The sequence below is a fragment of the Humibacter soli genome (genome assembly GCF_054779035.1).
This window is the reverse complement of the sequence record NZ_BAAGYX010000001.1, coordinates 2,067,918-2,082,268: the sequence shown is the minus strand read 5'-3', so window position 1 is coordinate 2,082,268 and position 14,351 is coordinate 2,067,918. Positions and strand designations below refer to the sequence as shown.

Annotated in this window: 10 protein-coding genes; 5 read left to right on the top strand and 5 right to left on the bottom strand. The window is 67.2% G+C overall.

All coding sequences use genetic code 11. From position 1 onward, the window contains the following. The first annotated feature begins 123 nt into the window (after nt 1-123). The 5 genes from ddaH (at nt 124) to ACYVDN_RS09700 (ending at nt 7,158) form a co-directional block, all read left to right on the top strand. Nucleotides 124-1,332: a dimethylargininase gene (ddaH, locus tag ACYVDN_RS09720; RefSeq protein ID WP_460570817.1), complete on the top strand. Its 1,209-nt coding sequence runs from the start codon at nt 124-126 to the stop codon at nt 1,330-1,332. Nucleotides 1,333-1,818: 486 nt separating this feature from the next. After that, on the top strand, nt 1,819-2,889 hold the full coding sequence (locus ACYVDN_RS09715; protein WP_460572315.1) for a Glu/Leu/Phe/Val dehydrogenase family protein: 1,071 nt from the start codon (nt 1,819-1,821) through the stop codon (nt 2,887-2,889). Between the two features lie 219 nt (nt 2,890-3,108). Then, nucleotides 3,109-3,249 carry a hypothetical protein gene (locus tag ACYVDN_RS09710; RefSeq protein WP_460570815.1) on the top strand — a complete coding sequence of 47 codons (141 nt, stop codon included), beginning with the start codon at nt 3,109-3,111 and terminating at the stop codon, nt 3,247-3,249. A 220-nt stretch (nt 3,250-3,469) separates the two neighbouring features. After that, nucleotides 3,470-5,344 carry an ABC transporter ATP-binding protein gene (locus tag ACYVDN_RS09705; protein WP_460570813.1) on the top strand — a complete coding sequence of 625 codons (1,875 nt, stop codon included), beginning with the start codon at nt 3,470-3,472 and terminating at the stop codon, nt 5,342-5,344. Next, nucleotides 5,344-7,158: an ABC transporter ATP-binding protein gene (locus ACYVDN_RS09700; RefSeq protein WP_460570811.1), complete on the top strand. Its 1,815-nt coding sequence runs from the start codon at nt 5,344-5,346 to the stop codon at nt 7,156-7,158. The genes ACYVDN_RS09705 and ACYVDN_RS09700 overlap by 1 nt, the downstream gene beginning before the upstream one ends. Nucleotides 7,159-7,378: 220 nt before the next feature. Here ACYVDN_RS09700 and ACYVDN_RS09695 read toward each other — a convergent pair whose 3' ends face one another. The 5 genes from ACYVDN_RS09695 to ACYVDN_RS09675 form a co-directional block, all read right to left on the bottom strand. Beyond that, a complete protein-coding gene (locus ACYVDN_RS09695) occupies nt 7,379-8,389 on the bottom strand; it encodes a LacI family DNA-binding transcriptional regulator (protein ID WP_460570809.1) in 1,011 nt (336 codons plus the stop codon). A gap of 103 nt (nt 8,390-8,492) precedes the next feature. After that, complete coding sequence (locus tag ACYVDN_RS09690; protein ID WP_460570807.1) at nt 8,493-10,826, bottom strand: discoidin domain-containing protein; 2,334 nt, start codon at nt 10,824-10,826, stop codon at nt 8,493-8,495. A 213-nt stretch (nt 10,827-11,039) separates the two neighbouring features. Then, the gene (locus ACYVDN_RS09685) at nt 11,040-11,387 is read right to left on the bottom strand and encodes an MGMT family protein (protein WP_460570805.1); all 348 of its coding nucleotides are present in this window, start codon (nt 11,385-11,387) and stop codon (nt 11,040-11,042) included. 9 nt (nt 11,388-11,396) lie between these two features. Beyond that, a complete protein-coding gene (locus ACYVDN_RS09680; RefSeq protein WP_460570803.1) occupies nt 11,397-11,846 on the bottom strand; it encodes a GNAT family N-acetyltransferase in 450 nt (149 codons plus the stop codon). Nucleotides 11,847-12,050: 204 nt separating this feature from the next. Continuing rightward, nucleotides 12,051-14,252: an NADP-dependent isocitrate dehydrogenase gene (locus ACYVDN_RS09675; protein ID WP_460570801.1), complete on the bottom strand. Its 2,202-nt coding sequence runs from the start codon at nt 14,250-14,252 to the stop codon at nt 12,051-12,053. Between the last annotated feature and the right edge of the window lie 99 nt (nt 14,253-14,351).

The following is a 14,351-nucleotide window of genomic DNA, read 5'->3' as shown; positions in this document are numbered from 1 at the left end:
GCGCACACTTCTACCGCTGGTTGAGGAGCACGCGAAGCGAGCGTCTCGAAACCCGCACGCGACCCTCCCACCGGCGCGAACATCCAGCCGGTCCATAGCGTCCACTCGGATAGTGTCGTAACCATGACCATCCCTTGGGGCCGCAGGATCGTGGCCGCCGTTCTCACCGGATTCGTCGTCGCACTTCTGGTGCACGTGGGAACGGTGGTGCTGACCAACGAGGCGTTCCTGCTGCAGGGCGCCGGATGGGCCGCTGTTGCATCCTTCAGCGGGTTCTTCACGCTCGCGTCGGTCTTCACGTTCGTGCTGATCGGCGTGGCCGCACTCTTCGACGTGCTCGCCACCTGGTGGGGTGCCCTGATCACGGGCTTTGTCGTCGGAGTGATCGCGACAACGGTCAACACCATGATCTACCTGGCCACGAACGGCCAGAAGCCCGACGTCTCGTTCCTGTGGACGCTGGCGGGCGAGCGCAACCTGCTCTTCATCCTGCTGGTCACCGTGCTGACGCCCACGATGGGCCGCTGGCTGTACCGCACGATCGCGGCCTACGACCGTGCGGCGGTCACCGGGCGCAAAGTGGCGTTGGTGCGCATCCCCGCCACCAACCTCGCCGAAGGAATCGTCAGCAACATCGACCGAGTGCCCGTCGACCCGACGAAGGCCGACGAGCAGTGGGATGCCTACGTCAGCGCCCTCTCGGAGGCGGGCTGGGACACGGTCGAGGTGGCGTCCGCAGAGGTGCTGCCCGACTCCGTGTTCGTCGAGGACACCGCTGTGGTGTTCGACGGGCGCGCCATCATCGCCCGCTCCGGCGCCGAGCAGCGCCGCGGCGAGACGCCCGGTACCGAGGCGGTGCTCACCGACCTCGGGGTGCGCATCGACCGCATCGAGGAGCCCGGAACGCTCGACGGCGGCGATGTGCTGCGCGTCGGCGACACCATCTACGTGGGCCGCAGCGAGCGCACCAACGCCGAGGGCGTTCGCCAGTTGCGTGTGTTCGCGGCCGAGGAGGGCTACTCCGTCGTCGCCGTGCCGGTGGCCGGGGCTCTTCACCTCAAGTCTGTGGCGACGGCGCTGCCGGACGGCACCGTGATCGGCGACGCCTCGCGCATCGCCGACACCAGCATCTTCGACCGCTTCCTCGCCGTCCCGGAGCCGGCAGGTGTCGCGGCGGTCGTCCTGTCGGCGGACTCGGTGCTGGTCGCGGCCTCCGCTCCGAAGACGGCCGAGCTGATCGCCGACCTGGGCTACAAGGTCGTCACCGTCGACATCTCGGAGTTCGAGAAGCTCGAGGGCTGCGTCACCTGCCTGAGCATCCTCATCGGCTGACCACCTCCGCCGGCTGCCCCCACGCGCCGCCGCGCGCATAACTCCTGCAGTTTGGTTCGCGGCCGGGTGGACGACTGCGAGATTCCGCGGAGTCTGCCGACCGTGTCGGACAGATTGCAGGAGTTATGCGCTCCGCACCCCTCGCACCGCGCATGGCACGCGTCGCGGCCGGTACCCGCACCGGACCGCGCGCGCCGGTCGGGCGCCCACCGGCCGGTGCCCGGCCTAGACTTCGCCGACCCCAGCCGTCCCGCCTGGTGAAAATCGGAGATCTGCGGTCAGCCCTGCCGTGTCGGCCACCCGCTCGGCGTGTCGCCCCGGATCTCCGATTTCGAGCACGGTGCTGGCCGTGGGTAGCGGCAGTTCGCCGGTGCTCGGCCCGGCGTCTCCGTGGCACAATGGGGCTGTACGCCCCGCCCATGAGGTGGGGCGCGCTCGTGACACACCACCCCGCTGCCACAGCCTAAGGAGACACCGTTGTCCGTCATGCCCGATCTCGTCGCGTCGACCGGAACAGACCTTCCCCACGAGAAGGTCGTGATCGTCAGGGGTCCGCGAAGCGGGCTCACCATCAGCGTCGCCGTCCATTCGACCCGCCTCGGCCAGGCGCTCGGCGGATGCCGGCTGTGGACCTACGACAACTGGCTCGAGGCTGTGCACGATTCGCTGCGCCTCGCCGAGGGGATGACCCTCAAGAACGCTGCTGCCGGCCTGAACCGCGGCGGCGGCAAGTCCGTCGTCTACCTGCCGCACGGCGTGCAGCTCGATGCCGAGCGACGTCGCGACGTCATGCTCGACCTCGGCGACACCATCGCAAGCCTCGACGGCGCGTACATGACGGCGGAGGATGTCGGCACGAGCGCCGAAGACATGGCCATCGTTGCCGAGCGCACGGCCGACGTGTGCGGGCTGCCCTCCGACAAGGGCGGAGTGGGCGAGCCGAGCGACGCGACGGCGCACGGTGTGTATGCGGGCATCCTCGCCACCGTCGAAGCGGCCTTCGGAGTTCGTTCCGTCGCCGGTCGTCGGGTCACGGTGCTCGGTCTCGGCCATGTCGGGTCGCTGCTCGCCACCCGGCTGGCAGACGAGGGCGCGACCCTCACCGTCACCGACGTCAACCCGGCGAAGCGCGGACTCGCCGCTCACCTCGGCGCGCACTGGGTCGAGCCCGATGAGGCCGTTCTCGTTCCGGGTGACGTCTTCGTGCCGGCCGGAGTGGGCGGCATCCTCACGTCCGATGTGATCGAGGCGCTTCAGGTGAAGGCCGTCGTCGGTCCCGCCAACAACCAGCTGGCGGAGCGCAGCGGCGCCGCTCGACTGCGTGAGCGGGGCATCCTGTGGGCTCCGGACTTCGTGGTGAACGCGGGCGGCGTCATCTTCCTCGACACGCTCAGCCGTCCGGGTGCCTCAGCAGAGGCGACGAGGGCCAGGGTCGAGCAGATCGGCGACACGGTCACGCAGATCTTCGCGGATGCCGCGGAGCGCGACACCACCACCCTCGCGGCAGCAGAGGCACTGGCGCTCGATCGTCTCGACACGGTGCCCGCCCTGGTCTGACTTCCCACAGATCTTCTTGCGCCAAATGCGCTCTATTGCGCCACTCTGGCTGGCGCAGTAGAGCGCACATGGCGCAATTGCGTGGTCGGCGCTCACGCCGCGTTGCGCACAGCACATTAACAGGTATAGCCTGATCTGCTGTCGCGTTTTCGCCTGTCGCAGGGGTGCCAGGGCCGGGGTCGCGACGCACGGACGCGGTTCGATGCTGAGGAGGACGACATGACGAAGACCGAGATGACCACGCGGATTCGCGGGGGTGTCGAGGGTCGCCTCGTGCTGTCCGGCGTCGGGGGGTATACCGTCGGGCCGTTTGCCGCCGTCGACTTCGGCGCCGCGCGGCATTGGGGAAACGATAGGTAGAGCCGAAAGGCTTCCACCCTCCCGATTCCTCACGGCCGCACCGACGGCCCACGAACGTCCGACCCGCGCGGGGCGGCACAGGCCACGGCCGGTGCTCGCGATCTCCGCAGTCCGCTCGGACCTCTTCCGATCCACGTCGACCCTTCGGGCGACCATCTGCGCAAGGCCGCTTGCGCACCTTTCTCTGTGAACACCACCTATCAGCCAGAAACGGTGATCCATGTCTGCCTCACAGGCAAACCTGTCCCGCCCACCTGAACGACATGCCGAGCACATCGGCGGTGAGAAGCGGTTGAGCACGTTCCGTTCGCTCGCTCGCATCTACCCGTACGCCAAACCGGCCATGCCGCGCATCTATCTCGGCATGGTCGCGGCGATCGGGGCGTCCATCGTCGCCCTGCTCATCCCGATCGTGCTGCAGGCGCTCGTCGACGGCCCGATCCAAGACGGGGACCCGACGCAGGTCATCCCTTCGGCGGTGCTCGTGCTCGTGCTCGGCATCGCCGAGGCGGTGCTCATCTCGCTGCGCCGTTGGTTCGTGCTGACGCCGGGCACGAAGGTCGAGGCCGACCTGCGCAACGCGTTCTACGCCAAGCTGCAGGACCTGCCGGTCAGCTTCCACGATGGATGGCCATCCGGCCAGCTGCTGAGTCGTGCCGTCAGCGACCTCAACCTGATCCGTCGCTGGATCAGCTTCGGGTTCGTGCTGCTCTTCGTGAACATCGCGACGATCATCATCGGATTCTTCGTGCTGATCGCCTGGAACTGGCTGCTCGCGCTCATCTTCATCGTCTGCTCGATCCCGCTGTGGATCTACGGCTACATCTTCGAGAGCCGCTATTCGGTGATCGCAAGGCGCAGCCAGGACCAGGCCGGCGACCTCGCGACGTCGGTCGAGGAGTCGGTGCACGGCATCCGGGTGCTCAAGGCGTTCGGCCGCGGCCGGCATGCACTGCGCAACTTCGAGAAGCAGGCGGAGGATCTGCAGGGAACGGAGATCGCGAAGGCCAAGGCGGTCGCCGGAATCTGGCTCTGGCTGTTGCTGGTGCCCGACGTCGCGTTCGCGCTGTGCCTCGTGGTCGGCGTCTGGCTGGTCTCGCAGAACACACTGCAGGTCGGCCAGCTCCTGGCGTTCTTCGCCACAGCGACGGTGCTTCGGTTCCCGATCGAGTCGATCGGCTTCCTGCTGTCGATGACCTTCGACACCCGCACGGCGGCCGACCGGTTCTTCGACGTGATGAACACGCCGAACTCGATCGGCGACCCCGAGCAGCCGAAGACCATCACCGACCCGAAGGGCCGACTGGTCTTCCGTGGCGCGCACTTCCGCTATCCGGACACCCCTGAGGGGTATCCGGACCTGCTCGACGGCATCGACCTCGAGCTGGAGCCTGGAGAGACCATGGCGCTCGTCGGCCTCACCGGATGCGGCAAGTCGACGCTCACCGCGCTCACCACGCGTCTCTACGACGTCACGGGAGGCGCGGTCGTGCTCGACGGCGTCGACATCCGCGACCTCACGAGGGGCGAGTTGCGCACCCACATCGCCATGGCGTTCGAGGATGCCACGCTGTTCTCGGCTTCGGTGCGCGACAACGTGCTGCTCGGCCGCGCCGACCTGATCGACGACGACGAGAAGACGAAGGCTGCGGCGGAAGCCGTGCTCACCGAGGCCTTGCAGGTCGCTCAGGCCGGCTTCGTGTACGACCTGCCGGAAGGCGTGGAGACGAAGGTCGGCGAGGAGGGGCTCAGCCTCTCCGGTGGCCAGAGGCAGCGACTGGCGCTCGCGAGGGCCGTCGCGGCGAACCCCGAGGTGCTCGTGCTCGACGACCCGTTGTCGGCGCTGGATGTCGACACCGAGGCGCTCGTCGAGGCGGCACTCCGGCGAGTACTCGCCTCCACGACGGCGCTGATCGTCGCGCATCGCCCCTCGACGGTGATGCTGGCGGACCGCGTCGCGCTGCTCGAGGACGGCCGCATCACGGCGGTCGGAACGCACAGCGAGCTGCTGGCATCCAACGAGCACTACCGGTTCGTCATCTCGAGCCTTGAAGACGACGAAGAAGAAGAGATCCTCGAGGAGGTGAACCTGTAATGACCACCGCAACCGTTCAAGGTGTCGCAGGCGAAGAGCGCAACGACTTCTCCAAGGAGGAGTCGCGGCAGATCCGCCGGCGATCGCTCAGGCTGCTGGGCACGCTGCTGCGTCCGCTGCGCGGGAAGGTGGTGTTCGCTCTCCTGGTGATCGTGGTCTCCACGCTCGCCCAGGTGATCGGCCCCACGCTGATCGGTATCGGCATCGACCAGGGCATCTCAGCCCTGCAGACGCAGAACTGGTGGCCGATCACGCTGACCGGTATCGCGTACCTGGTCACCGGCGTGCTGGGCGCCGTGACGGTGTCGTGGTACACGGTGCAGTCGGCGCGCATCAGCCAGGCGATCCTGCTCGACCTGCGCAAGCGGGTGTTCCTGCACACCCAACGGCTGAGCCTGGAGTTCCACGAGTCGTACACGTCGGGTCGCATCATCTCGCGGCAGACGAGCGACCTCGACTCCATTCGTGAGCTGCTGGATTCCGGTATCAACCAGCTCGTTCAGGGTGTTCTGTACTCCGGGTTCATCGCGGTGTTCATGTTCATCAACGACTGGGTATCGGGCGTCATCCTGTTCGTCTCGCTCGTGCCGTTGTACTTCCTGACCAGGTGGTTCCAGAAGCGCTCGCAGGTGCTGTTCCGGCGCTCGCGCGTTGCCTCGGCGAAGCTCATCGTGCACTTCGTGGAGACCATGACGGGCATCCGTGCCGTGAAGGCATTCCGCAAGGAGAAGCGCAACGAGAAGGAGTTCGGCGACCTCGTCGAGGACTACCGCGACGTCAACGCGAAGACCATCCAACTGTTCGGCATCTTCGACCCCGGTCTGGTGCTGATCGGCAACGTCACGGTGGCCATTGTGCTGCTGGTCGGCGGGTTCCGCGTCGCGACCGGAGCGCTCCCCATCGGCATCCTGCTCGCCGTGCTGCTCTACACCCGTCGGTTCTTCGACCCGATGGAGGAGATGGCGATGTTCTACAACTCCTACCAGTCGGCTGCGGCCGCGCTCGAGAAGATCTCAGGCGTGCTGGAGGAGGAGCCGAGCGTGCCGGACCCGGCGCATCCTGTGGACCTGTGGCAGGCATCCGGTCACGTGAAGTTCGACGAGGTGAAGTTCGCCTACAAGAAGGACAGGGTGATCCTGCCGGAGTTCACGCTCGACGTGCCATCCGGGCAGACGATCGCGCTGGTCGGTTCGACCGGTGCGGGCAAGTCGACGCTCGCCAAGCTCATCGCCAGGTTCTACGACCCGACGGAGGGCTCTGTCACGCTCGATGGCGTCGACCTGCGCGACCTTCACCCGAAGGACCTGCGCAGGGCCATCGTCATGGTCACGCAGGAGGCGTACCTGTTCTCCGGAACGGTCGCCGACAACATCGCGCTCGGCAAGCCGGGTGCGACGCCTGAGGAGATCAGGGCCGCGGCAGTCGCTGTCGGCGCCGACACCTTCATCGAGGGCCTGCCCGACGGGTACGACACCGACGTGAACAAGCGAGGCGGACGCGTGTCGGCCGGTCAGCGGCAGCTGATCTCGTTCGCTCGTGCGTTCTTGGCGAACCCCGCGGTGCTCATCCTCGACGAGGCGACGAGCTCGCTCGACATCCCGAGCGAGCGCCTGGTGCAGGAGGCGCTGCAGACCCTGCTGAAGGACCGCACGGCGCTGATCATCGCGCACCGCCTGTCGACCGTTGCGATCGCCGACCGGGTGCTCGTGATGGAGCACGGCAGGGTCGTGGAGGATGGCTCGCCCGCCGAGCTCATCTCCGGCACCGGCCGCTTCGCGCAGCTGCACGCCGCGTGGAGGGACTCCCTGGTGTAGTCCCCACCTGCCAGCACCCCCTGCTGCCACCACCTGCGGCCAGCATCACCTGCGGCCAGCACCTGCCGGAAATCGGAGATTCGCGGTTGCTCTCGGCGCGTCGACCCCCGCGGTCGGCGTGTCGGCGCGGATCTCCTATTTTCGGCATGGATGACGGATGTCGGCCGGCTGATAGCGATAACGCAGCACCCAGCTCGGCTCCGCTCGAGACCGGGGCCGGCTACGCAGGCGGGGGTGCCGTGCTCGCACGCACCACGAGGACCGGCTCGATCGCCTGGTCGGTCGTGACGACCTCGGGGTCGCTGATCGTGCGCAGCAAGTGCTCGACGGCGAGACGTCCGACGTCGCGGAACGGCTGGGCGATCGTCGTCAGCGGTGGCGAGCAGTAGGCGGCGAGCGGGATGTCGTCCACGCCGATCACCGAGACGTCCTCCGGCACCCGCCTGCCCTGCTCGACGAGTCCGCGGATGACTCCGAACGCCATCTCGTCGCTGGCGACGAACACCGCTGTCGCGTCGGGCACTCGTGCGAGGATGAGCCCATTGCGGTGACCGGACTCCGGTGACCAGTCCCCTTGGAGCTCCGGGGGAGGGGTGATGCCGGCGTCCGCGAGCTCCTCACGCCAGCCCTCGGCTCGGGCGGCGGCCTCGAGCCAGGCGGACGGACCGGCGACGTGCCAGACGTTCTCGTGTCCGAGGTCGAGCAGATGGCGCGTCGCAAGCCTGCCGAGCGCACGCTGGTCGATGGCGAGCACGTCGGTCGACGGCGTGCGCGACCCGTCGATCGCAACCGTGGGCAGGCTCTCGGTCAGCGCCTCGATGGCGTGGTTCGTGGAGATGAGCGGAACGGCGAGCACGATGCCCTCGACGCCCTGGTCGGCCAGCCGTGACAGCGCGGCCTCGATCGCCGACGCCTCCAGCGATGCGGTCGTCGCCGTCGAGACCGCGTAGCCGGCCTCGGTCGCGGCGGCCTCGATCCCGACGATGAGTGCCATGCGCGAAGCGAACCCCGTCTGCAGAGTGACGACCCCGATGGTGCGACTGCGGCCGGATGACAGCGCTCTCGCCGCGCTGTTGCGCCGGTACCCGAGCTGCTCGACCGCCGCCATCACCTTGGCGCGAGTCTCCGCCTGCACGTTCGGATGCCCGCTCAGCGTGCGCGAGACGGTCTGCGCCGAGACCCCGGCGAGGCGGGCGACGTCGGTCATGCCCGGTGGGCGTGTTGCGTTCACGGCAATGATGCTACCTGCGGATGTCGAATGTGCTATCGCTAACATTGCTCCAACGCGTGTCGGGACCCGCCACAACGGACGGGTCCCGACACGCGCGCGGAGCCTAGTGTCCGAAGGCCGAGTGGTTCGACTTCGTGAGCGTCAGCGTCTGCTGCGCCGCGAGGGGCAGCGTGTCGACGGTGCTCGATGCGATATCCCAGCTGCGACCTGGCGTCGTCTGCACGGTGCCGCTCTTGCGGTTGCCCGACATGCCGAGCACGAGACCGCTGTAGCGGTTCACCAGGCGGAAGCCGCCCGTCGCCTTGCCCGTTGTCGCATCGGTGTTCGGCACGACGAACCACTGCTGGCCGACCGTAGGCGTCGACGTCGCCGCCGACACGGTCGGCACCGTTCCCCACGCTCGGTTGGTCGTGGTCGACGAGTCGATGCCCAGCAGCTCGCCCGATCCGGCGTTGGCGAGCGTGTACGCTCCGTCACCGGTGGGTGTGAACGTCCAGGCACTCCAGACCGAGTTGCCGATCGACCCTGACGTCACCGTCGTCGGGTTGTCGGGCACCTGCGAGAGCACCTGTCCGCTGCCGTTGCCGATGCGGTAGGTGCCGCCGGCCGTCACCGGGGATGCCGGTGCGTTGGTGTCCACCGTGATGTTGGCGTACTGGCCGCTTGCTCCGCCGTTGCAGGAGAACGAGCAGTAGGAGCGGAACGACTTGCCGACGACCGCTGTCGTGGATGCCGTCGCGGAATCCATGAACCAGCGGTACCACGACGCGGTCAGGAAGGCGCCACCCGAGTCGCCGAGCAGGAACCACTTGGGATCGCTGAGGCTCTTGCTCGCGTAGTACTGCTGCGGGTCGTTGCCTGTCTGGTTGGGGTTCTGCGGCTCACCGATGTAGAGCCCGAGGTAGGCGTCGTAGGTGATGTCCATCACGAACAGCGGCGACGTGTTCGGCGTCAGGCCGGCGACGATCTGCTGGGTCGCGTTACCGGGGTTCGCCGGGTTGTACTCCTGCGAAGCCGGCGTGTAGCCCGTGCTGTTGGTCGCGCTGATCGGCACCAGGTTGCTCTCCTTGCCGCCGACGCCGGGCTGCGACCACGTGCCGTCGTAGTACTTCTGCCATGAGCCGGTCGCCATCTTGTCCGCGATAGGGGCGCGTGCCACGTGTTCGTAGAACGCGACCCAGCTGCCGCTCTTGTTCACCACACGGGAGCCGTAATAGACGTAGAAGTATCCGGATGCCGTGTCGACGTAGAGTCGCGGATCACCGTCGCCGTAGTAGTAGGTCTGCTGCGGGAACGCCCCCGTGTCGCCTCGCGTGGTGCTGTACGGCGAGGTGATGGCGTGACCCACGATCGACCAGGTCTTGCCCTGGTCGTGCGAGACCGCGTAGTCGAGTGCGTCGTAGTGCAGGCCGTCGCCGAAGGGCTGCGGAGTGAACTCGTTGTGCACGACACCGTACCAGTCGCCGGTGTCAGGGTCGACCCAGAGCTGTGTCAGGTCGCAGAAGTTGCGCTGCGAGTAGCTCGAGCCTGCCGGGGCGTATGTCGACTCGACGCCGGTCGGGCTGTTGTTGCAGCGTGCGGTGGTGTCCGCATTGGAGTCGGTCGGATCGGCCGGGTTCACCGCGTTGTTCAGCGTCTTGTCGGCCTTGGCGGTGTCGATGGTGGTGCCGGTGTTGAACTGCCACGCCCTGCCCTGCGTTGCTCCGTAGAGGGAGTGCGAGTTCTCGGCGTAGAAAGTTCCGTCCTTATCGATGTAGGTGCTCTCTGGGGTGTCGTCGACGAGCTTCGAGGTGCCGAGCGAGCCGGTGGTCACGCTGTAGAGCGGGTTGCCGGCCGTGCCCTCGGCGAGCAGCCGGAGCTCGGATGCCGATGCGAGCTGTCCTCCGCCGATCGCACTCAGCGCCACGAACTTCACGTAGCGCGCGGTCACCGGCTTGGTGAAGGTCGCCTCCTGGATCTGGGTGTTGGTGGTGGGCGCCTGGAACGTGCCCGTCGCGACCGGGTCTCCCCAACCCGAGCTTGCGGCATCCTTGGCCACCGACGCGTCGTTCGTCGCGTAGACGGCGTAGTCGGCGACCTCGCCGTTGCCGCGCTTGACGGAGTAGTCGAGCCCCGTCATGAGATAGCTGCCGCCTGCGTCGATCGTCAGGTAATGCGGCATCGGCGACTGGGTGCTTCCGCTGTACGCCGAGGTCCACTCCGTCGTGTAGTCGCCGTCGATCGCGCCCTGTGCGGTGCCGTCGACCGAGGGCGGAGCCGGGTAGGCGGGGGATTGCGAGTCGAAACCGACCAGTGAGTACTGGGTCTGCGGGATCGGCATGCTCTGGGCATCCGCCGCCGCATTCGCAGGGGTGACGGAGCCGATCGCGAGTGCCGCGATCGTGGCGCAGAGCGCCGTTGAAGCGACGAGCGCTCTACCGCGCGTTCGTCCCCTCATATCAGAAGTGCGATGTGTCATGAGCGTTCCTGCTCCCTCCATTGGGGCCCGAATCAGGGGACGGGTGCACGCTACCGCGGATGGCAGCGATATCACAAGGGGGACGAGACGGAGTTTCCAGTATTCAGTGGCACAACAACGTTGAGGGTAGCTCGGAGGTTGTTAGCGATGCCAACCGCGAGTGGCGGCACCTGCGCCCGGTCGGTGGAACGGTCAGCCCAGTTCCGGCGACCAGCGCGCCGCGACGAGGTCGACGCGGTACCGCCCGGCGACTCCCGTTCTGGATGCCTGTTCCGCAGTCATCCCGACGAGCGGCGTCTGCTCCTCGAGGTAGTGCTCGAGCGCGCGGTCCTCGTGCCCGAGGGGCGCCTCGCCGCTGGCACGGATGACGCGCCACCACGGAACGTCCGACCCGTACAACGCCATCACCTGGCCGACCACCCGCGCACCGCGCGAGCCGAGAACGGCAGCGATCTGGCCATAGGTCATGACGCGCCCGGGTGGGATATCGGCCACCACCTCGAGAACAGCGTCGACGAACGACTCCGCCGGGCCCGGCATCGGTGCGTCTTACAGGTCCATCGCGCCGATGACCTCGCCGTACTGCGTCTCGCCGACGGCGCTGAATCCGGCGCGGAGGAAGAACTCCTGGGGGCCGAGCTCGCCGAGCTCCCAGATGACGTAGAGCTTGTCGAGGCCGCGCTTGCGTGCCTCGTCGGCGAGTCCGTCGACGGCGAAGCTGCCGACGCCGCGGCCCTGGTCATCCGCGTCGACGTTGATGCGCCACAGGATGGAGCGGAACTCGTCGTCGGCGTCGGGGTCGAAGCTGCCCATGATGAAGCCGACCACCTCGGTGCCGTCGACGACGACGCGCTGCCACGTCGTGTTCGGGTCGTTCACCGCTGCCGCAGCCGAGTACGACACGGGGGTGATGAACTGCTCTTGGCCCGGCTTCAACGTCAACGCGTTCGCCGCGGAAATGTTCGAAGCGGACAGTTCCTCGAGTCGGAGCTCAGCCATAGAATCAGAGTACCGGCGCGCGAACGAGCGGTCCACCGTCTGAGCACGATCCATAGACGAACGATCAGATGTTCGTCAGCCCTCCGTACCGACAACAGCGCCACTTGCGCTCTACCGCGCCAGCCGAAGTGGCGCAGCAGAGCGCAAGTGGCGCTGTCAGGGGTCGGGGGTCAGGTTGGGTCGGGGGCGGGAGGGCCCTTATGGCTACAGGGCGGCGAGGGCCTCGTTGAAGGTCGCCGACGGGCGCATCACAGCGCTCGCCTTCGCGGGGTCCGGCAGGTAGTAGCCGCCGATGTCGACAGGCCGGCCCTGCACTGCGAGCAGCTCGGCGACGATGGTCTCCTCGTTCGCAGTGAGCGTCTCGGCCAGCTTCGTGAAGGTGGCGGCGAGCTCGGCGTCCTCCGTCTGCTTCGCCAGCTCCTGCGCCCAGTAGAGGGCGAGGTAGAAGTGCGATCCACGGTTGTCGATCGTGCCGAGCTTGCGGCCAGGGCTGCGGTCGTCGTCGAGGAATGTGGCTGTCGCCCTGTCGAGGGCGTCCGCGAGCACCTTGGCGGCGGGAACCCCGGCGAAGTCGGCGTACTTCTCGAACGACGGCACGAGGGCGAAGAACTCGCCGAGCGAGTCCCAGCGCAGGTAGTTCTCCTGCACGAGCTGCTGCACGTGCTTGGGGGCCGATCCGCCGGCGCCGGTCTCGAAGAGTCCACCGCCCGCGATGAGCGGCACGACAGAGAGCATCTTCGCTGACGTGCCCAGCTCGAGGATGGGGAACAGGTCGGTGTTGTAGTCGCGAAGCACGTTGCCGGTCACCGAGATGGTGTCCTCACCCCTGCGCATCCGCTCCAGCGAATACGCGGTCGCCAGCTCGGGGGCGAGCACCTCGATGGTGAGGCCAGAGGTGTCGCCGACCAGCTCGGTGTCTGCCAGGTAGGCGTGCACCTTCGCGATGAGCTGCGCGTCGTGGGCGCGGGTCTCGTCGAGCCAGAACACCGCAGGCGAGCCGGTGGCCCGGGCGCGGCTCACGGCCAGCTTGACCCAGTCGCGGATCGGGATGTCCTTGGTCTGGCACGCGCGCCAGATGTCGCCGGGCTCGACCTCGTGCTGCAACAGCACCTCGCCTGCCTTGTTCAGCACCTTCACCGTGCCGGCGACCGGAATCTCGAACGTCTTGTTGTGCGAGCCGTACTCCTCCGCCGCCTGCGCCATCAGGCCGACGTTCGACACCGAGCCGATCGCTGCCGGGTTCAGCGGCCCGTTCTTCTTCACGTCCTCGACGGTCGTGGCGTACACGCCGGCGTACGAGGAGTCGGGGATGACGGCGAGGGTGTCATCCTCACGCCCTTCGCCGTCCCAGAGCTTGCCGCCGTTGCGGATGAGCGCGGGCATCGATGCGTCGATGATGACGTCGGACGGCACGTGCAGATTGGTGATGCCCTTGTCGGAGTTGACGTACGACAGGCGAGGGCCCGCGGCCAGCGCGATGTCGATCGCCTCGCGGATCTCTGCACCGTTCGGCAGTGCGTCGAGTCCGGCGAGGATGGCGCCAAGACCGTCGTTCGCCGACAGACCGGCGGCAGCGAGGTCGTCGCCGTACTTCGCGAACACGTCCTTGAAGTAGGCGCGCACGACGTGACCGAAGATGATCGGGTCGGAGACCTTCATCATGGTCGCCTTGAGGTGCACGGAGAACAGCACGTCCTCTGCCTGTGCGCGGGCCATCGCGTTCGTGAGGAACGCGTCGAGGTGGGATGCCGACAGCACGGTCGCATCGATGACCTCGCCTGCGAGCACGGGCAGCCGCTCCAGCAGCACGTTCTGCTCGTGGTCGGCGGTCTCGAGCACGATCGTGAGGGTGTCATCGGCGGGGATCGTGACCGACTTCTCGTTGCTCTTGAAGTCGTGCTCGCCCATCGTGGCGACCGACGTCTTCGAGCCCTCGCCGAACGGCTTGTTGGTGTGCGGGTGCTTCTTCGCGTACGCCTTCACCGACTGGGGCGCCCGGCGGTCCGAGTTGCCCTGGCGCAGCACGGGGTTCACGACGGAGCCGATCGCTTTGAAGTACTTGGCGCGGACGGCTGCCTCGTCGTCGTTCGCGGGGGAGTCCGGGTAGTCGGGAACGTCGTAGCCCTTCTCCTGCAGCTCCTTGATCGCCGCCTTGAGCTGCGGAATGGAGGCGGAGATGTTCGGCAGCTTGACGATGTTGGCCTCGGGGGAGGCGGTCAACTCGCCGAGCTCGGACAGTGCGTCATCCGCCAGGTCGAACTGGGCGAGGATGCGTCCGGCCACGGAGATGTCCCTGGTCTCGAATTCGATGCCCGCCTTCTCGGCGTAGGCGGAGACGATGGGGAGAAAGGAGTAGGTCGCCAGCAACGGCGCCTCGTCGGTGTGGGTGTAGATGATTTTCGCCATCGTGGTCTGCGCGCTCCTTTTCAGGGGAAATCTGTGCGGAAAATAACTCGACGTCAAGATAAATTGTCTCGGTTAGACCCTACCCGACGTGCGTGTACG